Origin of the sequence: Croceivirga thetidis, assembly GCF_012272815.1 — a bacterium.
In the GTDB taxonomy this organism is placed as follows: domain Bacteria; phylum Bacteroidota; class Bacteroidia; order Flavobacteriales; family Flavobacteriaceae; genus Croceivirga; species Croceivirga thetidis.
In genome coordinates, this window is record NZ_JAAWWL010000002.1 from 1,373,782 (window position 1) to 1,399,344 (window position 25,563).

Annotated in this window: 17 protein-coding genes and 1 tRNA gene; 5 read left to right on the forward strand and 13 right to left on the reverse strand. The window is 38.7% G+C overall.

Translation table 11 applies throughout. The annotated features are described in order from the left end of the window. Positions 1-154 precede the first annotated feature (154 nt). Positions 155-1,165: a glutamine synthetase beta-grasp domain-containing protein gene (locus HCU67_RS13880; protein WP_168553195.1), complete on the forward strand. Its 1,011-nt coding sequence runs from the start codon at positions 155-157 to the stop codon at positions 1,163-1,165. A gap of 59 nt (positions 1,166-1,224) precedes the next feature. Here the strand turns inward: HCU67_RS13880 and HCU67_RS13885 are convergent, their stop codons facing one another. Both HCU67_RS13885 and HCU67_RS13890 read right to left on the reverse strand, forming a co-directional pair. Beyond that, complete coding sequence (locus tag HCU67_RS13885) at positions 1,225-2,817, reverse strand: carboxypeptidase-like regulatory domain-containing protein (RefSeq protein WP_168553196.1); 1,593 nt, start codon at positions 2,815-2,817, stop codon at positions 1,225-1,227. 6 nt (positions 2,818-2,823) lie between these two features. Beyond that, entirely contained in the window at positions 2,824-3,762 is a 939-nt protein-coding gene (locus HCU67_RS13890) for a calcium/sodium antiporter (RefSeq protein ID WP_168553197.1), read from the reverse strand. A 142-nt stretch (positions 3,763-3,904) separates the two neighbouring features. Between HCU67_RS13890 and HCU67_RS13895 the strand changes: the two genes are divergently transcribed. Together HCU67_RS13895 and HCU67_RS13900 are read left to right on the forward strand one after the other, a co-directional pair. Then, complete coding sequence (locus HCU67_RS13895; RefSeq protein ID WP_168553198.1) at positions 3,905-4,264, forward strand: BlaI/MecI/CopY family transcriptional regulator; 360 nt, start codon at positions 3,905-3,907, stop codon at positions 4,262-4,264. After that, positions 4,264-6,417: a M23/M56 family metallopeptidase gene (locus tag HCU67_RS13900; RefSeq protein ID WP_168553199.1), complete on the forward strand. Its 2,154-nt coding sequence runs from the start codon at positions 4,264-4,266 to the stop codon at positions 6,415-6,417. The genes HCU67_RS13895 and HCU67_RS13900 overlap by 1 nt, the downstream gene beginning before the upstream one ends. A gap of 641 nt (positions 6,418-7,058) precedes the next feature. On the opposite strand, the gene HCU67_RS13905 is transcribed toward HCU67_RS13900, so the two are convergent. Next, positions 7,059-8,354 (reverse strand): prenyltransferase/squalene oxidase repeat-containing protein, encoded by a 1,296-nt coding sequence (locus HCU67_RS13905; protein ID WP_168553200.1) that lies wholly within the window; start codon positions 8,352-8,354, stop codon positions 7,059-7,061. A gap of 178 nt (positions 8,355-8,532) precedes the next feature. Here HCU67_RS13905 and HCU67_RS13910 point away from each other — a divergent pair, with 178 nt between their 5' ends. After that, a complete protein-coding gene (locus HCU67_RS13910) occupies positions 8,533-8,673 on the forward strand; it encodes an SsrA-binding protein (protein ID WP_168553536.1) in 141 nt (46 codons plus the stop codon). On the opposite strand, the gene HCU67_RS13915 is transcribed toward HCU67_RS13910, so the two are convergent. Beyond that, entirely contained in the window at positions 8,670-9,182 is a 513-nt protein-coding gene (locus HCU67_RS13915; RefSeq protein ID WP_168553201.1) for an adenine phosphoribosyltransferase, read from the reverse strand. The two genes, HCU67_RS13910 and HCU67_RS13915, sit on opposite strands and share 4 nt — an antisense overlap. Positions 9,183-9,246: 64 nt before the next feature. On the opposite strand from HCU67_RS13915, the gene HCU67_RS13920 reads away from it, so the two are divergent. After that, a tRNA-Arg gene (locus tag HCU67_RS13920) sits at positions 9,247-9,320 on the forward strand. 204 nt (positions 9,321-9,524) lie between these two features. On the opposite strand, the gene HCU67_RS13925 is transcribed toward HCU67_RS13920, so the two are convergent. From HCU67_RS13925 to HCU67_RS16670, 9 genes are all read right to left on the reverse strand, one after another. Next, positions 9,525-10,574: a UDP-glucose--hexose-1-phosphate uridylyltransferase gene (locus tag HCU67_RS13925; protein ID WP_168553202.1), complete on the reverse strand. Its 1,050-nt coding sequence runs from the start codon at positions 10,572-10,574 to the stop codon at positions 9,525-9,527. Then, positions 10,571-11,683, reverse strand: a complete 1,113-nt coding sequence (gene galK, locus HCU67_RS13930; RefSeq protein ID WP_168553203.1) for a galactokinase — start codon at positions 11,681-11,683, stop codon at positions 10,571-10,573. The genes HCU67_RS13925 and galK overlap by 4 nt, the downstream gene beginning before the upstream one ends. Positions 11,684-11,768: 85 nt before the next feature. Beyond that, on the reverse strand, positions 11,769-13,424 hold the full coding sequence (locus tag HCU67_RS13935; protein WP_210423717.1) for a solute:sodium symporter family transporter: 1,656 nt from the start codon (positions 13,422-13,424) through the stop codon (positions 11,769-11,771). 11 nt (positions 13,425-13,435) lie between these two features. Continuing rightward, positions 13,436-15,187 (reverse strand): glycoside hydrolase family 36 protein, encoded by a 1,752-nt coding sequence (locus HCU67_RS13940; RefSeq protein WP_168553204.1) that lies wholly within the window; start codon positions 15,185-15,187, stop codon positions 13,436-13,438. A 2-nt stretch (positions 15,188-15,189) separates the two neighbouring features. Continuing rightward, positions 15,190-18,531: a VCBS repeat-containing protein gene (locus tag HCU67_RS13945; RefSeq protein ID WP_168553205.1), complete on the reverse strand. Its 3,342-nt coding sequence runs from the start codon at positions 18,529-18,531 to the stop codon at positions 15,190-15,192. A gap of 102 nt (positions 18,532-18,633) precedes the next feature. Beyond that, entirely contained in the window at positions 18,634-20,214 is a 1,581-nt protein-coding gene (locus HCU67_RS13950; RefSeq protein WP_168553206.1) for a RagB/SusD family nutrient uptake outer membrane protein, read from the reverse strand. A gap of 30 nt (positions 20,215-20,244) precedes the next feature. Further along, positions 20,245-23,307: a SusC/RagA family TonB-linked outer membrane protein gene (locus HCU67_RS13955; RefSeq protein WP_168553207.1), complete on the reverse strand. Its 3,063-nt coding sequence runs from the start codon at positions 23,305-23,307 to the stop codon at positions 20,245-20,247. Between the two features lie 151 nt (positions 23,308-23,458). After that, positions 23,459-24,490, reverse strand: coding sequence for a GntR family transcriptional regulator (locus HCU67_RS13960; protein WP_168553208.1), 1,032 nt, complete (start codon positions 24,488-24,490; stop codon positions 23,459-23,461). 183 nt (positions 24,491-24,673) lie between these two features. Beyond that, a complete protein-coding gene (locus tag HCU67_RS16670; protein WP_168553209.1) occupies positions 24,674-25,561 on the reverse strand; it encodes a glycoside hydrolase family 17 protein in 888 nt (295 codons plus the stop codon). Positions 25,562-25,563 lie beyond the last annotated feature (2 nt).

Sequence of the window (25,563 nt, forward strand, 5' to 3'; positions counted from 1 at the left end):
AATTTTTCGTAATCTACCCCCTCTTAAAAAGGGGTGCTATTAAAATTAAAGGATTTTTTGGTAGTTCACCCATTAAAAAGTTGCTATTTATCATTGATCATATACTTTTGTGACTTCGTTCAATTGAAATTTTTAAAAGTTAATAATCAACATTATGAACAAGGCAAAATTAGAGTACATCTGGTTGGACGGTTATTCGCCAACTGCCAACATGAGAAGTAAAACCAAAATCGAAAAAGATTTCAGTGGTAAATTGGAAGACTGCCCAATGTGGTCTTTTGATGGAAGCTCAACACAACAGGCCGAAGGTGGTTCTTCTGACTGTTTGTTAAAGCCAGTAGCTATCTACCCTGACCCAGCAAGACACAATGGGTTTTTGGTAATGTCTGAGGTTTTGAATTCTGATGGAACTCCTCACGTTTCTAACTCACGTGCTACTATTGATGATGAAAACGACGATTTCTGGTTCGGTTTCGAGCAGGAGTACTTTATCATGGATACTGAGACTCAATTGCCTTTAGGTTTCCCAATGGGTGGTTACCCTGGTCCTCAAGGAATGTACTACTGTTCCGTAGGTGGTAAAAACACACACGGAAGGGATTTGGTTGAGCGCCATGCTGATATGTGCTTGGAAGCTGGATTGAACTTTGAGGGAATCAACCAAGAGGTTGCTTCTGGTCAGTGGGAATTCCAGATTTTCGCTAAAGGAGCTAAATCTGCAGGAGACCAAATTTGGGTTGCCCGTTACATGTTAGACAGATTGACTGAAGAATATGGTTTCTACATTGAGTACCACCCAAAACCTATTAAAGGTGACTGGAATGGTTCTGGTATGCACGCTAACTTCTCAAACTCCGTTTTGAGAACTGCTGGTAACAAAGAAACCTACGAGAAGATTTGTGAAGCCTTCCGCCCAGTGGCGAAAGATCACATTGCCGTTTACGGTGAATTCAACGATCAACGTTTGACCGGTCTTCATGAGACTGCTTCAATCAACGATTTTAGCTATGGTGTTTCTGACCGTGGTGCTTCTATCCGTATTCCAATTGCAACTGTAGAAAGTGGTTGGAAAGGTTGGTTGGAAGACAGAAGACCAGCTTCTAATGCTGACCCATATAAGGTTGCAGCTAGAATCATTAAAACTGTAAAGTCTGCAGACGTATAGTCTTTTAAATAAACTTTAAGGCAAGCCCGGTATTGAGTTAATCTTAATACCGGGTTTTTTTATTCTACCGATTTGAGCGGGGTATTCATCCAAAGCCCCTCAAGTGATACATCTTTTGGTAGAACTGGCTGATTGAAATGGTTCAATGATTTGCTTTTGTCTACCCATGCGCTGTTAGGCTGTGAACCTGAAATAGTTTCTACCTTTTGGGCAAAAAACTCCCGGAATTGCTCCAATAGTTCTGACTTGCGTTCACCCAATCGGTTACCTTCGGCATCGGTCATATTTTTGACCTGAACCACAAAACTTGGTCTGGGATTTTCGGTCAAATCGGTCAATAAGTCATCAAATTGCTTTTGAAGGTTCTTGTTTTGCAAGGCGAACGTAAGGATAAATGCAGAGTCACCATTTCTTAACGCACTTTTCATTTGCATTTTTCTTCCGTTGTGCACGACATCAAAATCTTTTATTTCCAAATCATACCAATTGGCAATGGGCTTGTTCAACCTGACTTTTAGTTGTTTCTCTACAGAATCCAACTCAGCCCCAATTATGGCAAACTTAGGAGGGCGTACCAACTGAAATTGGTTGTGGAATGATATGTAATTTAAATACATCTTATCCCCAACATCTTGATATTCCACCAAAATCTCATAGAGCAACGTCCTTGGCAGTAAGACCCCTTCTGAAGAAGGATTCTGTGGCGGACTAAGCCTCCAAACCGAATAATCCAGTTTTCTGATGGAATAATCATCAACATCCACATAGATAATACCGTTGACCTCGTAGGGCATCACACTTTTTGAGATTCGAATCTTATATACCAATTCGTCTCCAAAGGTGGTATTCTCGAGTCTTTTAAAACGGTGTTCTTTTATGAAGTCTTCAATGAATTTATATACAAAGGAATAGGCATCTATATTGTGGTTGCGAATGGCATCGTGTATAAAAAGCAAAACCAATTCATTACCTACATAGTTACCCTGTAAAGTCGCATCTGGAATTATCTTGTCCCTGTTTGAATAATCGTAGGGTTTTGCAGCAAAAGAATCGCGCTCAAATTCAAGATTCCGCATATAATCATATAGACCAAACTGCAAGGTTTGGTAATCTTTAGTCTCAAAGCCTTGGTCACTTACCCGAATCAAAGCTTCATTTAAATTCAGGTACTTCTTATTCTTGAGTTGGTAGTCACGGTAGTAGCCCACAAGCTCAAAAGGTTCCTTTTGATAGTTTTGTGGTATTTGTTGAATGGCCCTTTTTAGAATTTGCTTCGCCGTTAGTCTTTTTCGTTTAGATGCCGTGACCACCGCCTCGGAAAGCTCAAAGGCCGAAGGTTCGAGATATATTCTATTAATTATTTTTTCCTTCAACTCGGCAAAAACGAGTGTTTTGGTCTGATATCCCATACATGAGATTTCAAGGGCCTCACCCTCTAATTGAAAATGGACCGGAACTTTAAATCCCCCATCATTATTTGATATTACACCAATAGCCTTGTTCTTGACGCGTATGGTTGCAAAAACAACCGGTTCACCAGATTTTGAATCAAGGAGCACACCGGTAATAAAGTCATTTAGATTTTGAGCGAGGAGGCTGTTGGAAAGGAATATCAAGAAAAAAAGTAGCCCTGCTTTTTTGCGAGATATCATATCGTTTTAAGTTACGGTCAGGTAGACAAAAGTGATATAACAAGTTAGTAAAATAAGTCCATCTCGCCAGCCTAGACGCAGGCCTTTAGGTATAAAAACCAAGGGCAAAATCAAGAATGATATACCTAGCATCCACCATATATCATTGGTCAACAATCCTGGGTCAACAACTGAAATTGGAGTGATTATCGAGGTAATGCCCAATACAGCGAGAAGATTGAAAATATTGGACCCAATTAAATTACCGACTGAGATAGCCTTTTCTTTTTTAAGAATGGCAATAATCGAGGCTGCAAGTTCAGGAATACTAGTGCCCACAGAAACCACGGTAATACCAATAACACGATCACTAACCCCCAACGAAGCGGCTAAATTTTTCGCACCTTCAATTAACAATTCCGATCCGCCCCAAAGTGCAGTTCCACCTAAGCCCAAAAACAATACGGTTCTGTACAACGGCAAGAGTACATCGTCTTCTGGCAATTCATCTTCAACGGCTTGTTTTTGAAATCGAAGCAGGTATACCAAAAAGAGAAACAACATAACAACCATGATGATACCCTCATATCTGGTCAGAACGCCATCAAAATAAATAAAGCCCATAAAGAGCAAGGAAGCCGCCATCATTACCGGCCAATCCGTAGTGTAAAAGCTTTTTCTAACGTTGATACTGCCCAGTAGTACCGTTACTGCCAAAACCAAACCAAGATTTGCAATGTTCGAGCCGACGACATTACCCAAGGCCAAATCAGGGAGGCCATCTAATGCTGCTTTTACACTTACAATAAGTTCGGGAGCCGAAGTAGCAAAGGAAACCACGGTCATTCCAATAACAATCTTCGGAATGTTCAATCGCAATGAAAGGGCCACCGCAGACTTTAATAGCCAATTGCCTCCTAAAATCAATAGGGCCAAACCAACTATGATAAAAACAACATCGAGCATTTTGTGTTTAGTATGGAGCAAATATAATCTAAGTTTTAGGAGGACTGTTTGGTATTAAAAACTAAATAAATAGTTAATAAACTATAAAAATAGTTGTTCAACTATTTTTTTCGTCTTATGTTTGGCACATACAATTGGAATTATGCAAAAATTGACCAACAAAGAAGAAGAAATCATGAAGATTCTTTGGCGTTTGCAAAAGGCATTTGTCAAAGAGATTCTTGAAGAAATTGAAGGCGAAAAGCCACATTACAACACGTTATCAACCATTGTGAGGAACTTACAGGAAAAAGGTTTTGTGGATCATGAGGCTTTTGGCAATACCCATCGCTACTTTCCGATAGTAAGTAAGGAGAACTACCGCAAACGTTTTGTGAATTCTGCTTTGGCCGACTATTTCGATAATTCTTACAAAGGTTTGGTATCGCATTTCGCCAAGGAGGAGAAAATTTCAGTCAGTGATCTAAAGGAAATCATCAAACTAATCGAAAAGAAAGACTAATGGAAGCCTTGTTTGTTCACGTTTTAAAATCAACGGCACTGACCGTTCTGTTCTTGGGCTGCTATTTGGTATTCCTCAGAAAAGAGACTTTTTTCAATTCAAATAGAATCTATCTCTTAGGTGGTATAATCATCTCTTTGCTGCTCCCTTTTCTCAAATTCACAAAAGTGGTTTGGGTAGAACGCCAACCTATTGACTATGGAGCGTATAATGTTGTTGAATCAGCAGCACCACTTGTTGAAGAAGGTTTCAATTGGTTCGGCCTCATTACTTCGGTATATTTTATAGGTATTGCCTTTTTCTCCATTCGGCTCTTGGTTCAATTATGGTCAATAAAACAAATAAAGAAAAAGAGTATTGTTTTTAAGGAAGATGATATTAAGCATGTGCATTCCGAAAAACAACTTTCTCCTTTTTCCTTCTTTAAAAACATATTTTACTGTCCTACTCAATTTGAAGAAACAGAACTAGAAGCCATTCTTACACATGAAAAGGCACATGCAAGACAGCACCATAGTATCGATGTGCTGCTAATGCAAATCGTTTGTATTCTTCTTTGGTTCAATCCACTGGTTTGGCTTTACAACCACTATATCAAGCAAAATCTTGAATTTCAAGCAGACGCACTCGCTTTGAAAGGAATCAGCGATAAAAAGCAATATCAATATGTAATGCTCAAACAAGCTGTTGGCCATGGCAATCTAAGAATCGCCAGTGCCTTTTTTAATTCATTAACCAAAAAACGAATTACCATGTTACATCAAAAACAATCAAAACAAATCAATTCACTAAAATTAGTACTGGTGCTGCCCTTTCTTGTAGTTTTTCTATTAAGCTTTAATACCAACGAGGTTGTAAAATTCAATGAAAGTAAGGTGCCAAAAACAGTTCTAGAAGACCTCCCACCAGATTTTGTAAGCCCACTGCGACAAACGGATATCAAAAAAGTCAGTTCCGATTTTGGTCCTACACGAAACCCCTTCACCAAACAAATGCAATTTCACAATGGCATTGACCTCGTTGCTTCTTTGGGCAAACCAGTAATGGCGAGCGCAAGCGGCATCGTAAGTACTTCTTCAATTGATTCTGAAAGGGGAAATTATATAGTTATAGAGCATGCTGACGGGTATAGCACCAAATACATGCACTTGGAGAACCGTTCCGTTGACAAAGGTGATAAAATTGCAACAGGTACTACAATCGGATATGTCGGTAATACCGGAAAATCTAAAGGTCCGCACCTACATTTTGAAATCTTGGAATCAGGAAAACCTGTCAATCCGGCCAGCTTTGTTCCGTTCAAAGTCACTGAAGAGGTCAATGCTGTCAAAGCCGTAAATAAACCCGCGGCCGCCAAATCAGTTAAAAGCATCGAGCTAATGATTAACAAAAACACCACCAACGAAGAGCTCGAAAAAATGAAGAGCGATTTGGCGAAGGATAATATTGATTTCAGTTACACCACCGTACGCAATGAGAATCGTGAGATAATCGATATTGCAATTAATGTATCAGGCGGTGGTGACAACGGTCGAAAATTTAGTAACTCACACAGTTCTTCTGACAATGAGAATGGTATTTCACCGGTCATCATTAAAATAGACCCTAAGAATAATTCTGCCTCGATAATGACCAAAGGGGATTACAAATCGAATATGAAGAAAATAAAGACCAGTGCTAATGCTACATGGATAAGTGCAGATGACGACAATCAAGAAATAATCATCAAGCAAGAGGACGGTGTACATAAAATAATCATCGATGGTGAAGAAGTGGATGTGGATGATATAGATGATGATAGTGTAGAAATACACTTAGATAAGAATGGCAAAGGCAAGACCAAATACAAACGTATCAAGGTTGAACGCAGTAATACAAGTGACGGTGATTCCAATGTTTTCATTATTAAAGATTCAGACGAAGAAAGTGATATGGAGGTCATAAGTGAAGATGACAGCTTCTTTTTTATAGATACTGATGGTGAAAAGGACCCTTTTTATGTAATAGACGGTAAAGAGGCCAAAAAGAAGGATGTTAAAAAAATCGCTCCTGATAGTATTGAAAGCATCAATGTCTTAAAAGGAGAAGCCGCTAAAAAGAAATACGGCAAAAAAGCCAAAAACGGCGTTATAGAAATAACTACAAAAAATTAGAATTAGTCATCTAATCATCAATCCAAAAACGGAGAAAGCCGGCCTACCTTTAGGTCGGTTTTTTTATGGCCCATCGAAACGAAAAGACCAAAAAGGGCCTTTTTTTAAACGAAACGCCCCTTGGTTTTGAAAAAAAGCTCGAAAAACCCCCTACAATTACTACAGTTTTGATATTAATCGTCAATTAAACATTACATATAGAAACTTATATCAAGGAAGTCACATAAATATTGAAGGTAAAAGTATTTAAAAACTTACATATTCATATTTAATTTCACTGATTTCCTTCAAATTTCTTGGAAACATGACATTCCTCATAATATATTGAAAACTCAATCATCAAAACAGGAGTTTACGCTCAATCAAAAACGAAATAATTCATAACAACTAAATAGCAATCAAAATGATCACCATTGTAAAATTCTTACTGACTTTGTTACTAAGCTTAATGGTAATTTTCTTTTAATCCAAGAAATAAGGGCAGCCTAATCAACTGCTTGTAAATACCCAATTATTCATCAATCAAAACCCCACCTTTAGGGTAAACGATAATCAACCAAACTAATATCGGGGGAACATTTAGTTTGGAATACACCCTGACATTACTGTCAGGGTTTTTATTTTTTGAACTTGGTTTGATTCTATTCTTCGCCAATTTTCTGCAAAAACTCAATATCGTTTTCAATTGTCAATAGAAGTAAGCTGGTAGCCGTGCAAAAAACTGGGCTTGTGATGCAATGATGACCGTTCCAGCTCCCATCTATATTTTGAATTTTTAGGATTCGTCCGCTCATATCGTCATACCATTTTTTCCAATCCTCATCATTATTGACCAACATCGATTCGCCGGTTTGTAGGTAACTCAAGAATTCTTCGCCCCCATTGTTGCCAAACCCATTCAACACATCTTCTTGCTGCGCAGTTGTTTTGGCAGCATTATATACATTATAAGCCGCTTGATATTTCTGGGCCTCCCCTTTTACATAACCTATTGCTTCTAAATTTTCTGCAGTGATTTCAGCATCAGTGGCCAATTTACCTTCAGCTTTTGCCTTTTCTATATCGGCTTTTACTTTACGTGCCTCTTTCGCACTTGCCCTAACACTACCACTAACAGCATATAGCACAATACCCGCACCATCATCGGCCCGTACGGTACCATCTTTATTGTAATTATCTTTTTGATATTCCCTAGACCGACTCAAAACATCCTTGTCGATTTTAGCTCCAACTGCTTGGGCTGACTCCAAGGCACTGTTCGCCATTCCACTTTGCAATACCCCGGCCCAACCTGCACCTTTTTGAGTTCCATCGGCATTCGTGCCCTGCTGAATTTTAGAAATGCAAATGTCAAGGCATTTTTCAAGTCTTTTTTTATCCAATTCATTAAAATCGCGTTCAATAAGATTTGATAGGAATTGTGCGGCTAACACTGCATCAATATTCTCACCCAATTTTGTCTGTATCTGGGTATTCCTTATTTCAGTAATGTAGGGTGAATCTGGATTTACATTTTCAATTGTTTCCAAAAGGTAATCCACCAAAGCCCTTAAATTCTTTGAATTGGTCTGCCCTTGTATAGTGGTACCATTTCTTAACATTGCCATACCGACCATAGCAGAAGTAGCTGGGTCGTCATTGACAGCATGTGGGTCTTTTATATGTTGTGCGGTATGACTTCCCGCACCATAACCCCCATTTGGCAATTGAGCCTTGGATAACCAATCAAGCCCATCACGAACCGCAAGTTGCAAGTTCTCGCGTGATTTAAATTGGTCAAAGCCTTTTGAAGATTGATCTCCCATAACGGTCATAAAAACACATCCCTTTTCAGGTATTATTGTTCTATTAGGTTTTGAAGCAGTTAGTGCAAAATATAATATTGTAATTGCCAGACCCATTACCGGTAATAGTAGAATTTTGAGCTTTTTTTTCATGATTACTGTTTTTTAATTTGGGATGAAACTATCGAAGACATTTGGAGCTCCAAACCTAGATTTAGTGAAGGTAGCTTTAGAATGAGGGAACTGCTTTGAGAAAAGAGTAAACGGTAACACGAAGATTATGCTACCTTTAAACTTTGAAAAAGACCTAGCATAACCAATGGAAAAATCAATTTATAGAACCTTGGCCAAACTGAACAAAATCGTGTTGCCATCAATGACCAAAAGAAGACTGGACCTGGCCAAAGCGAAAAAATGGCAATTGGCACTTATAGGTTATCGCGCCTTTGTTACCAAAAAAGCGTTGGGTTAATATTTTAGAAGCGCTGCGACAGGATAGTCTTTGAGTTTAGCGGCCCCTTCTAAAAATCCCAGGTGTATCAAAAAATTACATTGAACGATTTCACCACCCAACTGCTTGACTAGTTTACAAACTGCCTGGGCAGTACCTCCTGTGGCCAAAACATCGTCGTGCACCAGTACCTTCTCCCCGTTTTTAATAGCATCTATATGGATTTCAAGGGTATCGGTACCGTATTCCAAATCATAAGACTCTGAAACCGTTTTGTGCGGAAGTTTACCAACTTTGCGAACAGGAACAAAACCGGCACCCAGCTTATTGGCCAACATGGGTGCAAAAATAAAACCACGACTGTCCACACCAACCACCTTATCTATGGCTTGGTCTTTAACCAATCGAAATAGAGCATCTGCAGCTGCTTCAAGAGCTGAAGCATTCATTAACAAAGGAGTTATGTCTTTAAAAACAATGCCTTTTTCAGGAAAATCTTCAACATCGCGAACGTAGGTGCTAAAATCCATGGAATAAGTTCTTTGGGTTTTGTGGTAAATTTAAAAAGAAATATATTTGCACCCCTATTTAAACGGCCTCGTGGCGCAACTGAATAGCGCATCTGATTACGGCTCAGAAGGTTGCAGGTTTGAATCCTGCCGAGGTCACTTAAAGCGTAAACCCTGTATGAAAATGCAGGGTTTTGTTATTTTAGGAAGTATCAAAGCCAAAGGTTTTTGTAAACGGAATAATATTACAAAACCGCATTGCCAAAGCAGTGCAGGACTTCATTTTCAGGAAGGAGCGCAAAGGATGTGCAAAGCGAATCCTGAAGAGTTCTTTAAAAACTGAGTCAAATAGATTTCAAAAATTTAGTTATCAATGCTATTTAGATAATGTGTATCTGGTAGCTCCTGAAGTGTCTTGGCAGCTTGTTCTGCGGTAATATCCCGTTGTGGATTGGCAAATAACTCATAACCTACCATAAATTTTTTCACGGTTGCAGACCGCAGTAATGGCGGATAAAATGACATATGAAAATGCCATGCCTCGTGTTCCCTTCCGTCTGTTGGAGCTTGGTGGATACCCATGGAATACGGAAAAGATGTTTCAAATAAATTATCAAACTTAGTGGTCACCTTTTTGATTGCTTTAGCAAAACTTTTTATCTCATTTGCATTGAGTTGTCCGATATGTTGCAAATGCCGTTTGGGAGCTATCATCACCTCGTAGGGCCAAACTGCCCAAAACGGTACAAGTGCAACAAAATTTGAGTCCTCAAAGAGTAAGCGTTCCTTTTTCTGAACTTCTTGAATTAAATAGTCTCCCAATATACTTCGTTGGTACTCCTGCCAATATTCCTCTTGTTTTTTACTCTTTTTCAGCACCTCTTCTGGAATGGAACTTTGCGACCATATCTGTCCGTGTGGATGTGGGTTACTACATCCCATTAGTTCTCCTTTATTTTCAAATATTTGAACGTAATTGATCCCATCAATGCTACCTAAACTTTTGTATTCATTACGCCAGAGTTGTATTACTTCTTCAATAGCGGCAACCTCCATCAATGGCAGTGTAAGGGAATGATCTGGTGAGAAACAAACTACTTTGCAAATTCCGCTTTCCCCTTTGGCACGAAACAATCCATCTTCAAATTTATCAGATGGTGTATCCGCTAAGAGTGCTGAAAAGTCATTGATAAAGGTGAACGTAGAAGTATAGTTCGGATTGACCTGCCCATTTGACCTTGTATTACCGGGACACAAATAGCAAGAAGGGTCGTATGAAGGCTTCTTTTCGTTTTGAACCTCTTCTTGTTTTCCCTGCCATGGCCTCTTAGTTCTGTGTGGTGACACCAATACCCATTCTCCAGTCAAGATATTGTATCGTCTATGCGGATATTCGTTCAAATCTAGGCTCATTGAAAATCCGTGGTTATATGGGTTCCTCGGCTTGGTACCGTTTGAAAATGCGAAAGTGGAATACCAAACTCCTCTTTGTAAGCCACTGAAGCATGGTTAACAAATTCATTTACAACATCTTTATGAATAAGGTTTAGTGTGCATCCGCCAAAACCGCCACCCATCATTCGCGCTCCTAAAATTGAAGGCTCATTTTTAGATAACTCCACTAAAAAATCGAGTTCAGGACAACTGACTTCGTAATCTTTACTTTGCCCTTGATGGGAAGCATACAATAACGCCCCCAATTTATTTAAATCGTTAGCCTTTAAAGCCTTCGCCGCCTCAAGAACGCGTTCATTCTCTTCTAAAACATAACGACACCTCTTATACCGGATTTCACCCAATTGCTCCCTACAAGCATCCACCATATGCTTATCAATGTTTCGAAACGATTTTTCAACACCAAATTGGTCACAAATTAGTGCGAGACCGGTTTCACTTTCTTCCCTTCTATCGTTATAACCGCTGGTTGCCAAATTATGGGTGACATTGGTGTTCAGCAATAGAATTACATAAGGATCAATTTGGGTAGGTATGTACTCGAATTCCAACGATTGGCAATCCAACAACATGGAATGTTCCTTTTTGCCCATTACAGAGGCAAACTGGTCCATAATACCGCATTTGGTTCCGACAAAGTTGTGTTCCGCTAGTTGACCAATTTTTATCAATTGCCACTTTTCTAAACCAAGGTCAAATAATTCATTTAAACCAAATGCCAAACCACATTCCAATGCCGCCGAGGAACTGACCCCTGAACCAATAGGAACCTTACTCTCCATTTGGCAATCAAATCCTTTAAGGCTACAACCTATTTTTTGTATTTCATTGATGACACCCAAAACATAATCATGCCAGCCTTCGGTACCCTTCTCAAGGTTTTCCAAATCAATAACGAGGGTACTATCAAAACCCTTGCTCTTTACCGTACATCTGTTTTCATGACCATTTTCTTTAAATGTCATGTAAATGCGTTTGTCAATTGCAGCTGGCAGTACAAAGCCATCATTGTAATCAACATGTTCGCCAATCAGGTTTATCCTACCTGGTGAAGAAACCTTTAGCATAATTGCCAACTTCTAAAATTCAACCGTTTGACTGATAGGATGTTCAGCAAGAATTTGGGTTTCATTGGCATTAATATTTTTAAAGTTAGAAGATAAAATAGGTGCTTAGAACGATGGCAGTGATTATGATACCGGCCAGTAAGGCATGTTTCCAAGGGGTGATATCGATTTCATCTGTAATTACCGGTTCATAAGGCGTAGTCTTTGGTTTGATTTTGGAAACCAATAGCATGATACCCACATTGATTACAAATAATATACCCATGATATGTAAAAAGTGGGGATACGCCTCTGCTTTTATAATGGAAAGCTCCTTAGCATCCGTAATTCCATTTGCCGCAGCTTCGGCTAAGGCAGCATCTACAGCAATTGGGCTTATTACAAATTGGCTTATCAGGTACATGACCACACCAGCGGTCAATACTATTTTAGCACCTAAGGCTGGAACTTTTTTTGTATAAATACCCACTAGCACCACTGCCAAAATTGGTACGCTCAAACTACCCAATGATTCTTGTATGTAAGCAAATAGACCATCTGGTGCGGAAGCAATAAAAGGAGCTATACACAACGAAACAAGTGCCAACCCAATTCCGAAACGTTTTCCCGCTTTTACTGTTTGTTCTTCAGATGCATCTTTATTAAAAAGTTGTTTGTACAGGTCAAAACCGAACAAAGTAGCACTACTGTTTAAAAGACTATTAAAAGAACTTAACACTGCCCCAAATAATACTGCTGCAAAAAACCCGATTAAAGAGGCTGGCAATACTTTTCGAACCAATTCAGGATAAGCCAAATCTGCTTTTGGTAAATTACCATCAAATACGTGCCAAGCGATCACTCCTGGTAGCACAACTACTACTGGAATCAAGAATTTCACCAAGCCAGCAAGGATGACTCCTTTTTGACCTTCCTTCAAATTCCTTGCTCCAAATACACGTTGCAAAATCGATTGGTTTGTACCCCAATAGTACATCTGAGCCAGTATCATCCCCGTGAATATGGTTCCAAAAGGAATGGATGAATCTACTTCACCTTGTAGGTTAAACTTTTCTGGATGCTCGTTCCATAAGGTATTAATCCCCTCACCAATACTCCCATCTCCAACCAACTTTAATCCAAAGTAAGGTATCAAGATTCCGCCTATTAATAGACCGATTGCATTTATCAAATCTGAAACTGCGACTGCTTTAAGGCCTCCAAATATGGCATAAACCGAACCTATAATTCCAATACTCCATACACAAAGCCAAATAGTTGCATTTTGGCTAAGCCCCAGGACGTTTGGCAAATCGAACATAGAGCTGAACGCCAATGATCCAGAGTAAAGAATAGTGGGCAACAGTACCAAACCATAGGCAAACAAGAATAGAATAGATAAAATGACCTTTGTCTGTTTATCAAATCGTTGCTCAATAAACTGAGGAATGGTTGTAATGCCAGACCTCATGTACTTTGGCAAAAGCACAATAGCAGTAATAATCATAGCTACAGCTGCCAATGTCTCCCAAGCCATTACCAATATCCCTTCTGTAAATGCCTGGCCATTAAGTCCAACAATCTGCTCTGCTGAAAGATTGGTCAATAACAAAGAACCGGCGATAGTAACTGCACCCAAACTGCGCCCTCCGAGAAAAAATCCATCAGCTGATTTTTCATTTGTTGAACGTGTTCCATACCATGCGATAAGGCCTACAAGTATGGTAAAGCCTAAAAAAGAGATTATTGATATTGGTTCCATAAGTTGTTGGTTTACATTTTTATTTGAAGAATTCCACTTTTTGGTAAAGCAAGTAAATTACAACCTTTTTTGAGTGTGCTATTGAATTCTTCAACTAATTCACCGCAACAATTATAAGCAACACCTGTAAATTCCTTAGTAACTTCAGAAAGAATTACCACATGTTCTTTCAATCTGGAATTAATAATATCAATGCTCCTTTCCTCTCCTGAAATGGATATGATATGATCAGAATAAAGTCCTATGATCTTCTTTCCACCCTGCTCGGCATACAGCGCAGGATAGTTCTCAGATGGGGCTTTTGGGTAAAAATTCTGAGAAAGTAGAATGTTCTTGTTTTCCTCCCAGTATTTCGTAAAAAAACCAATCATTCGAACATGCGATTCTGGAATCTCATCCAGCATTACAGAAACCTGCGGAACACCGAACAATGTATTCATGTAATGCAGTGCAGCTATTTCTACAGATTCATCTTTGTGCCAAGTAACCATATCTGAATGCACAGCAGTATTACCAGCAAGCATCTTTATGTCAGCGATACGAACTCTGTTCATAATGTAATCTCCAGGACAATCAAACGCCCTGAGCATATTGCCATACTTTCTTATGGCAGGCCCTGTGTACTTTTGACGAAATTCTATGAATATTTCAGGATTGATTTTCTTTAATTCACTGGATACTTCAGAAAGCAATCGGTCAACGGCGCCGTTAATTGAAAGTATATCCTTCCCATCCCATTCAAAACTGGTTTCTGGGTAACTCTTGAAATCATCAATGAAATCAAGTTTTAAACCATCCAATCCGTAATTTTTTACCGCTTCGACATAAGTCTCCACCAAATATTGGCGCACTTCTGGGTATCTAGGATCAAAAACAGGTGCCCATCTATGGTTTTCAGTTAAAAATTTTCCCTTGAATTTTTGATAAGCCTTTGATTTCACCCCACAAAAAGGAACCGAATACCAAATACCGACTTTCATTCCGATATCTTGAATTGACTTGACCAATTCCTTAAAATTCGGAAACCGTTCAGGTTGCCAATCACCAGTAAAATCGTACCCCCTATTATTATCCTTAGTCTGCCAGCCATCATCTATTATTATGGCTTCAAAACCCATTTTTTTAGCAATGGAACATTCCGATATTAATTGATTTTCATCTAAATCTTGATGAAACTGGTACCATGTTGAATACAGTGGTTTTTTTGCAATATCAGGCACATATGCAGGTTTTAAAGAATCATAGGATTCCCACCAAGTTGATACTTCCCTAAGGGACTGGGCAAAATGAATATCACGGTAATCAATTCGAATATCGACCGTAAATTCCTTTAAAGGATATCGACATTCCGTGAATAGTATAATTTTACAATAGAAATGATCATCCTCCTCTCTATACTTCGCAGAAAGTTCAATTCTATTTACAGCATTTGAACATGAAAAACAAAGCCTATTCTCATCTGCACTTCCAAAAAGGGATATCACCGGTGCATCAATGGAGATTCTAGATTCATGGTTTTGTAGTTCCCAATCCGCTTCTATTCTCTTCGAAAAGTCTGCCGTAGGCTTCCATACTCCCTGAACATTTTTTGCAGGAAATTTCCAACCTAAGGTAATCGGCTTTGGAATGAACTCTTGACTATTTTTTAGACTTAATCGATGAATAGCAAGATCATCTTTATCATGCAACGGGGTCAAGTAACAAACCACCTGATTGTCATTCTCTATTACTGCTATTTCTTGATTTATTCCGCTCAATACCATGGTTAGGGGTTTGGTTGAATTGAAAATGCTTTTAAACTATTATTTCGTTGTGCCGCCAATATCAATTTTTCAGATTCTTGACCTGTAATTTGAATTAAGGAAGTAGTATGTTCAGGAAGATAAAATCCGCTTTCTGAAGCAGATATGGCTCGAAAATTTCCTTTACCATTACCTTTCAAATAAATACCTGTTACGGCATCATACCTTCCAAAAACACTTTCAGCATAAAAGTCATTGCCCGCCAAAAGTGCATCTAAATTTCCATCTTCATCAAAGTCATCGACGAGAACACAACTTATTGGGCCTAATTGTGTTAAGTACGGTAATGGATTAATCGAAAAGGCGGCGTTTCCTTTGTTTTCCAAATAGATGCTTTGTGAATTCGAGACTTTAAAAGTTTCTTCAGAGAGATTCTTAATTTCCAATAAGGACACAAAATCGACTTCGGCAAAATCCTGATAACTATTTAATCGGTTTTTTAGCGCAGGTAATTGCTTCATAACATCGTCCCTAGAATGCAACGGCATTAATTTTTTGCCAGCCTCGGTATCATAATACATTCCAATAAGGGGATCGACACTACCATTATTATCAAAATCTTTAGTGTACAGGTATGCAGGATATTCCTCTGAAGGATTTATGAAATTATTGTTGCCCTGATTACCCAATAGAAAGTCAATATCACCATCGTTATCAAAATCTCCGGAAGCGATGGTATTGTACCAACCAGAAGTGTTTACCTCTACATCATTCCCATTGAAAAATTTGGTTTCCAAGGGCTCTAGATTTCCATCACGGTTCTTAAATATTTGTATGGGCATCCAATCACCAACAACAATCAAATCATCCCAACCATCTCCATCAATATCTTGCCAGGCAGCGTCTTTGACCATTCCTAGTTCTTCAAAAAAACCGGTTGTTTTAATAGAAAGTTTGCCATTTATATTTTCGAGCAGGTAATTTTTCGGTTTTGAAGGATAACTATGGGGTACAATATTGCTGCCAACAAATAAATCCATATCCCCATCCTTATCGAAATCAGAACTTTTTACACAAGAGGTTGAGGAAGGGGAAATTGGGAGCACTGTTTTGCCATACTCAAAATACCCTGCCCCGTCATTTAAATAGAGCCTATCTTGATAAATTTCTGACCCAGCAGGTTGGACATTTCCGCCACTTGCTAAATATAGGTCTAGGTCGTTATCATTATCAAAATCAAAAAATAGCGCATCTGTAACCTCGAACGGTAAAGTAATCTCTTGCACAAATTCATGCACATTGCCTTTATTACTTTTCCAAATCTGACTAGGCTTTGCAGTCGAATTACCTACAAATACGAATTCTGATTCCAAGTCGTTCAGTGGTGAACGTTTTAGGATTGGAGAATTCATTGAATGCTGTGTCATTAAAAGGTGTTGAAAAGCATATTCATTACTATACTCTTCATTATGTGTGAATTCTATTGTCGGAGTAACTGTCGTAAACAATTTACTGAAGTTGCCTTTTTCAATTGATTGGATTTTTGCATCATCAATGTCTAAATAAAGGGTTTGATTAGAACTTACCCTATTCATTTTAGTCACTTTCCCATTAGGCCAGACTACCCTAAGCGAATCCGCTATTGGGGCATTGATACCAAAAAAAGCACCATCTTCAACAGAGGACAAATAACCCCTTACAACCGACTGAAAATGAGTTCGTTCCAAGGAACCTTCCCAAATAGAAATTTTTGCTCCAATTGCACTAGGATTTTTTCGCTCCCCTTTCAGCTTTACTTTGATGTATCTAAAATCTTCATCTTCTGACGCAGTATTTTTTAGAATCAATGCTTTTTGGTTGATATTATTTATAATCAAATCAAGATCACCGTCTAAATCTAAATCGGAATATGCCGCGCCGTTTGAAAGTGTTTTTATATCAGGGAGCCATTGTTTTGTTCTGTCTTGAAATTTCAGCTCAGAAGTGTTCTCAAAAAGAAAATTATTCATTGATACAGGAGGTAGCTCGTCTATAAAACCTTTCAATCGAACATCCTTTGCCTCTCTAGTTCCGAAAATATTACTTTGTTGTGTGTAGTTTATAAAGTCGAGATTAGTAATGTCTTTTCCATAACCGTTGGTAATGAAAATGTCATTATCCCCGTCCATATCAAAATCGGCCAAAAGTGGTGCCCAACTCCAATCGGTTTTCCCTACTTCCGAGAAAAAAGACACCTCAGAAAACCTTACTGGTTCTTCATTAATAAAACCGCTATTTATATGTAACGTATTTCTCATATACTGCGGCGAATAGCTATTTCTTAAGGCAAGATTATATTTATCGTAGTTCATGGACCCTAGCATGGTTTTTTGTCTGTAATAATCTTGAGGTAGCATGTCAAGAACAAAGACGTCGGGCCTGTTATCGTTATTCAAATCAGCAATATCAACCCCCATAGCGTTATAGGTTTGATGCTGAAAATAGTCTTGAGATTGGTCAATAAATCCAATACTATCAACAGGTTTGGTAAAATTCATGTAGAGTAAATCGTTGCTTATAAAATCGTTTGCAACATAAACGTCTATTAATCCATTGTTATCAAAATCGTTAATACCAACTCCCAATCCAAATCCCTTATGTGTTATTCCCATTTTTTCGGAAACGTCAATGAATAAGGGATGGTCCAAACTATCTACTTTCACATTTTCGAAAAGGGCATCAGTTAAATGCTCTGGGAAGTATTTCTTAGGGATTGGAGAATTTTTATCAAATTTGAAATTACCATTCCTTAACACATAAGCATCTAAATCACCATCAAGGTCGTAGTCAAAAAAGACTGTTTGTTGTGAATAGTTCGCGTCGGCTAAACCATACTTTCCTGCCATTTCTTCAAAAAAGGGAATCCCGTTTTTGTTTTTACCTTGATTTATAAAAAGTAAGTTGTCACAATCATTTTGGCAATCTGCCCCACCCACATTTAAATAGATGTCTGCTAAACCGTCTGCGTTAACATCAACGATTGAAACACCGGTTAGCCAACTATCGGATATCAATCCGCTTGACTCAGTAATATCAACAAATTGCAAATCACCTTGATTCAAATAGAGCCTTGCCCCTACTTGATTACCCGAGAAAACCAAATCTGGTAATCCGTCTAGATTAAAATCACCAATACCAACACCACCACCGTTGTAGCAATACTGAAAGTCAATTACATTAATGGTATCATCGGTTTTGATTGTGTTTTCAAATTCAACATTACTTTTTGCAACTTCAACCAATTGAAAAAGCTGTCTTGAATCTTTCTCTCCAGAACAAGACAGTAAAACAATGAATACCAATACAAGTACTATCGAACGCATCATGCAAACATGCTACACTTTTTAAAAAGAGCCAAGTAACAAAAAATGTCACTTGGCCCTAAACTGATTAGTGAACTTAAACTAACTCAAACTAAACTTAAAATTTTAATATCCTGGATTTTGAACCAAATTGGGATTTGCATTTAATTCTGGCACAGGAATCCAAAGTAACTCATCACGACCAGGAGTAAAGAATGCTGATTCTCCTGCAAGAGATTTTGGATGTCTTCCGCCAGCGATTGTAGATCCTTGGCCCATTACATCATCAGCAAGACCCCAACGGACTAAATCTAGGTAACGGTGACCCTCTCCTGTTAATTCCATTATTCTTTCTGCAACAATAGCATCAAATACTTCTTGTTGTGAAAGGCCTGCTGGTAAATCGGCTATCTCGGCTCTTTGTCTTACTTGGTTAACCAAATCTATTGCTGCTGCTGAATTTCCATTTGCATTTTCAGCTTCAGCTAGCATCAACAAAACATCTGCATAGCGAATTAGTCTCCAGTTTACACCAACCGTTTGTCCGAAACCAGGTAGTTCAGCACGTGAACCAGCAAACAACATTGCATATTTTCTAGTAAACAAAGCGTCAACACCAGCTACTTGAGCAGCTTCAATATCTGGAGCAAAGTCTTCTAAAAATGGGGCTCCGCCATAACCAGTAGCACCTGGATAATCAAATGCAATAGTGGCATTTCTTCTTACCGTGTCACCATTATCCTCAAATGTCTGCAAGATGTGAGGATTGATGTAATGGCTTCTATCCAAACTAACTGTTGGTGGTGAATAGTCAATATAAAAATTACTTTGTGCACCAGTTAAGGGAACATCCGAACCCCAAACGAAGTTGTCTTGAGGTGCAAACTGCAATTCAAAAACCGACTCCGCATTGTTTTCATTTGCCGTGGTAAAGTTATCATCATACTGTGCAGCTGGAAGCAGTGAATACACTCCGCTATTGACAACTTGCTGAAAGTCTGCAGCAGCCGCAGCATAATTCTGCATAAAAAGATGTGTCTTACCTCTCAAAGCTAAAGCCGAACCACTAGTTGGTCTTCCTAAATCATTGGCAGACCAGGTAGCTGGCAACATTGAAGCAGCCATATTCAAATCGGCAATAACCGAATTGAATACTTCAGTCTGTGTCGCTTGACTTGGAAAAAAGTCCGCATCTGACTGTGGTGTGTTTAAAACCAAAGGTACGTTACCCCAGAATGCTCCTAGATACCAATTGGCAAAAGCCCTCATGAAATAGGCCTGCCCTAAAATCTCATCTCTAGCACTGCCCGCTGGCAAATTTTCATCATTGGCCTCTTCTAAAATAGTATTTGCCCTAAAAATTGCTTGATACAATTGTGGGAACATGTCTGTGGCCCATCGGCTCACGCCAGGAACACCTTGTAATGTTGACATTGTCGTGTTGTTCGCAAAAGGCACAACATTAAAAGCATCAGATCTCAATAAAGGTCCAGTATGAACCACACGACCCCAGAAGAATACTGCTGTAATTGGATGAATCATACCATTAACGGCCACCCTAAAATCAGCCTCATTTCTAAAAAAGTCCAATTGGGAAACAGTATTGGGATTGGAAATCTCCAACTTATCCTCATCACATCCGTTAAGCGGCATCAATAATGCCATGCATAACGTTAAGACTAATAATCTGTTTGTTTTGATTTTCATTTTATTAATTTTCATTATTCATAACCATTATTAAAATGCAACTTGTAAACCTAAGATAAATGTTCTTGGTCTTGGTTGCGCTCGCAAATCAATACCCCTACCAAAAATCGGTGGTGTATTGTTCGGATTACCAAAGAAACCGCCGCCAGTTCCGGCCAGGGTCGAACCAATTTCAGGATCGTAACCTTCATATCCTGTAATCGTGAACACGTTTTGCATATTGTAAAATATTCTTGCGTTGCTCACCCAAGGCATATTGATAACCTTTGTTAAATCATAACCAACTTCAAGACTTCGCAACCTCAAATAAGAACCGTTTTCAACATAGAAGTCAGAAGGCAATTGATTACCCGCAGCATTTGGCAAAGAAGCCCTTGGAATATTGGTATTCTCATTTTGCCCTAAGACGAAAGCGTCACGAACATAACCAAACTTGTTTCCATCTAAGAAGAAGGTTCCTGTAAAGCGTGTGGCATTAAATATTTCCACACCTTGAACACCGTTAAAGTTTAATCCAAAGTCCCAATTCTTATAAGTGGCATTAAAATTAATACCATAAGTGAAGTCTGGAATTGGAGAGCCAAGATTTGTTCTATCATCATTATTTATAACTCCATCACCATTTAGGTCAACCCTTCTAAAATCACCTGGCTGTAAAATAGCTCGGCGTTCTGGGTCATTGGCAACACCTGGATCACTATCAATCTCAGCTTGACTTCTATATATACCGTCGTTTTGGAAACCAAAAAAGAAACCGATTGGTTGCCCGACTTCATATCTGTTGGGCGTATTTCCTTCTTCATCAATTGAAGGACCTACCAAAGGATTTGGCAACTCAGTAAGTTCATTCTTAAGAGTCGCAAAAGTTAAACCAGCATTCCATTGGAAATCCCCTCCATTGTCATGGGTATAATTCGCTTGCAATTCAAAACCTGAATTTCGGATAGAAGCGGCGTTTTGCGTTACTGGATTTCCGGAACCAGTTGTTGATGGCACTGCTACTGGAGCCAATACATTGCTATTGTCTCTGACATAATAATCCGCGGCAAAGGTCAACCTGTTATTCAACATTGCCCCATCAATACCAACACTAGTTGATTTCGCAGTTTCAAAAGAAATATTTTGATCAACCAAATCGGTTATTGCAAAGCCCCCTGCAGTCGTATTGTTAAAACTAGCATTTGATGTAGAATTCAAAACAGATTGGAACAAATAGTCTCCAATATTCTGAGAAGCCAATTCACCGTAACCTGCACGGAATTTCAAGGTATTGAATAAAGAATCTTCAGGCCACCAGCTTTCGTTGCTGATTACCCAGCCAGCAGAAAATGCAGGTAGAACTATATTATTGAAATCATCCTCCGGAGAAAATCTCGAAGATGCATCCCGACGTACTATGGCCGTGAACAAATACTTGTTATCAAACTTGTAGTTTACACGACCAAAGACTGAAAAAATTCTTGATAGGAATCTGCCACCACCTGAATTCACAATTTGATCTGCAAAACCTGCGATGTTAGTGATGTTGTTTGAAGGCAAACCCTCTGCATACACCGCTAATGAATTGTTATCGATTTGCTGACGTGCACCACCTAACAAAACATCAAGGGAGTGCTTACCAAATGTATTTTTATAATTTAAGGTAGGCTCAATGTTTGTTGAAATAATTTCTCCTCGTACCTCAGTCAAATCATTCAACTCATTTAGGTTGACTTGCTGGTCTGTTGGACTCATATTAAAGGTAGGCTGAAAGAAGTTGGAATATGTATTTCTATAATCTACACCAACATTTACACTTGCCGTTAGGCCCTCTACGATTTCATAGTTGACCTTTAAATTCCCCAACACATTACGTTGTGTTGTTTGATCATTAAGTAGTTGAGCAAGCGCATAATTATTTGTACCGCCTGAACCGTTATACAAGTTGGAATCAATAGCTTCAAAACCACCTAAGTTTTCAGGCGCAGTTTCTCGAACAATGGGAGCAGTAAATGTACCGTTACCAAAGAATGGATTGGTATTCAAATCTCTTTGGTTGTAGGATAGTGATTCTTCGAAGGTGAATTTACCAGCTTTAAAACGACTATTTAATCTAACATTAAGTCGTTCAAAACCTGTACTTGTAACAATACCTTCTTCATCGTAGTAATTGGTCGAGAAGAAATATGAGGAATCCTCACCTCCACCCGAAATATTGAATCCGACATCGGTTATAGATCCTGAATTCAAAGTGAGATCTTGAAAATCAGTGTTTACTCCTGGATCTACAATATTAGCTGGTTGCCCTTCATTAATACTTCGCTGATTTAAAAAGGCAATAAATTCAGGACCATTCAAAAAGTCCAATGTCCTTCCAACTCCGTTTACCCCAGCTCGAACATCCACTGTTACTAGAGGTTCAGAATTCATTGAACCACGATTTGTCGAAATGATAATAACACCGTTAGCGGCCCTTGTACCATAAATGGCGGCAGAGGTGGCATCTTTTAATACCTGGATATCAACAATATCCTTAGAGTTCAAAAAGGTAATATCGTCAACTATGGTTCCATCAACAACGTACAATGGAAAGGTATTGGTCAACGAACTAATACCCCTAACGATAACGTTGGTTGGAGCACCAGGCTGACCACCGCCACTTTCAACTTGAACACCTGCCAAACGGCCCTGAAGCGCGTTTGTAGGGTCAGCATTTACGATTTGTCTTACTTCTTCTTGCTTAATTTGAGCAATAGCTCCAGTGACATCAACTTTGGCTTGGGAACCAAAACCTGTTATCACTACTTCATCAAGAGCTTGGGCATCAGCGGCCAAACTGACATTAATACTGCTTCTTCCGGCAACTTCAACCTCTTGGGTCATGTACCCAATATAACTGAATACCAAAATGGCACCTTCAGAAACATCTATGGAGTAATTCCCATCAAAATCTGTGGTAACTCCGTTTGTGGTTCCTTTTTCAATAATGTTCACACCAGGAAGCGGACCTTGATCATCCGATACATTTCCTGTAACGTTGGTCTGAGCAATGGCCATACCTGAAAACAGAAAGGCCATAAAAACCAACAGTCTTTTTAAGTGGTTTCTTTTCATATAGATTTAGTTTAGATTAGCAGTTATTATACTATGATAGTCTATGCTACTTTGTCAAAAGTATAAAATTATTGTTAATTTCAAATTTTTAATTAAATAAAATAAGGATTTAACAATTTAGAGGATGAATATTATCAATATCTAAATTGCACTAAATTGACCCTCTTTCTAATAGGCTAGTTGGAATAATGGAATTGTCGTAGCTGAGATTTCTTATATTTTTGGCAGTAAGGGTTGCCATTTCTTTAAAATCGGCTGATATGGTTGTGATGCCACCTGATATTATTTCTTTTACCACATGATCGTTAAAAGAAAGTACTCCTACATCCTTTCCTATTCTAAAATCACTATTACGACAGTCCTTTAAAAGTAACCACAAGTCTGCATCATCAATACAGATGTAAAGCGTGTCCTTTACCACTTCTTCACTTTCGTACATCGGAAGAATTTGTTGGTCAATGTCATTTGCCGAACAAAATTCTTCGAAAGACCTCTTAATACCTTGTGGGTAGTCTCGGTCTTCACGATAAAATAAAACAGACCGCTTGTATTTTTTCATTTTCGGTAGTAATTGATTGAATACTTTCAGGGTACTGTGATAGAATTCTTGAACAACATAACTGTATTCCTTCCCTATATCCAAATACCTGTCAATTACAATCAGTTTCTCGGGTTGCAAAGAAGCCAATACTTCTTTACTCCGCTCATGCTCAATTGGGGCAACTACGTACATTCCATATTTGCCAACAATGTTGCCGAAAATGGTTTCAAAAACATCTTCATTGTTATGATGAAAAAAAACGTCGATTTGAACCTTATCTTCCAAATTTTTACGCAGTGTATTGTAGAATTCCTGCTGGAATCGTTGAAATGAATACATAATAAGTGCAATCCTCAAGAAAAGTTGGGTATTGCTGTTAACAACAAAATAACCTTTGGTCTTTTTAGATTCGACCAATCCTTTCGCTTTTAGCTCCTCATATGCCTTTACGATGGTCTTACGAGCGAACCCAACTTCGTCGACCATCACATTTATTGAAGGTAATTGATCCCCAATGGTCAAATGGCCTGAATTGATAGTGTCAATAATTCCCAAAACCAACTGTTCGTGTTTTGACAATGTCTTGACTTCTTTAAGCTTGTCTATTAATTCTAAAAGCTTTTCGAGACTATTCGAATCCATTTTTTAGTTAAACCGATTTTTGAAAAATACCAACTTTTTCGGAATTCAAGTTTTTAGTTGACGATAATTCCAACACAAATTGAATTGCTGTGTTAGCATAAAAACCATTTGGAATTGAAATAAAACAATGCAGTTTCACTACAAACACTGCAAAGCCTTATCCAAGCAAAAATAAGTCAACGATTAAAATTTTAGACGCTCTTCAGCATCCCAAAGTCCCCAAAATGCCCCGACGTCGCCTTCAGCACCAACTTTCCATGACTCATCAAATGAAGAAAAATAAAAAATTTCCATTTGATCTTCCGTCGCCCATTTTTGGGTGTTCATGAAGTACTTTAAATAATTTTCAAAAGAAGGATAGGCGCCTTCCAAATTTGAGCCTTGACTAGGCCAGCCTGTTTCTGAAATAATAACTTTCTTTCCTTTAGCTGCTCTTTCAGCTTGTCGGTACATATCTTTCATATACAATAAGGAGTAATCAGCATCACATCCTTCCCAGAACGGATAACAATTTGCCAGAATAACATCACAAATCTCAGTTATACGAGGGCGTTCCCTAAACTCGTAATAGGCATCTACGTACCCGACAGGGATGTGGGTAATAGCTTCTTTACCGCGCTTAATAAAAGACAACAATTCTTCTTCCGTCAAGTCTCCCCTGTACATAACCTCGTTCCCAATTGCCGCAACATCAACATGCCCATCGTTCGCTAGTTTAATAAGGCCCTGCATTTCTTTTTCGTTGATCTCAGGGTCATCACCAAGCCAAGCACCCACCAAAGTCTTTATCCCATATTCTTTAGCAATCTTTGGGATGGCCTCGTTGCCTTCTGTACAGGAAAAAGACCTTATCCATTTGGTATACGGTTTTATTATTTGCATACGGCGATGAATCTGCTCTTCACTTACCAAATCTCCAGGTTGCTGATTTTCCATATAGGGACTAAAGCAAAGGCCATGCATTCCCTCTTGAAGTACGGCCCGGGCCATTTCCTTGAGTTCATCAGTGGATTTACCATCATAATCCAGCGATGCGAGGGATAGTAATTTTTCTTTTCTACCAGATGACATAA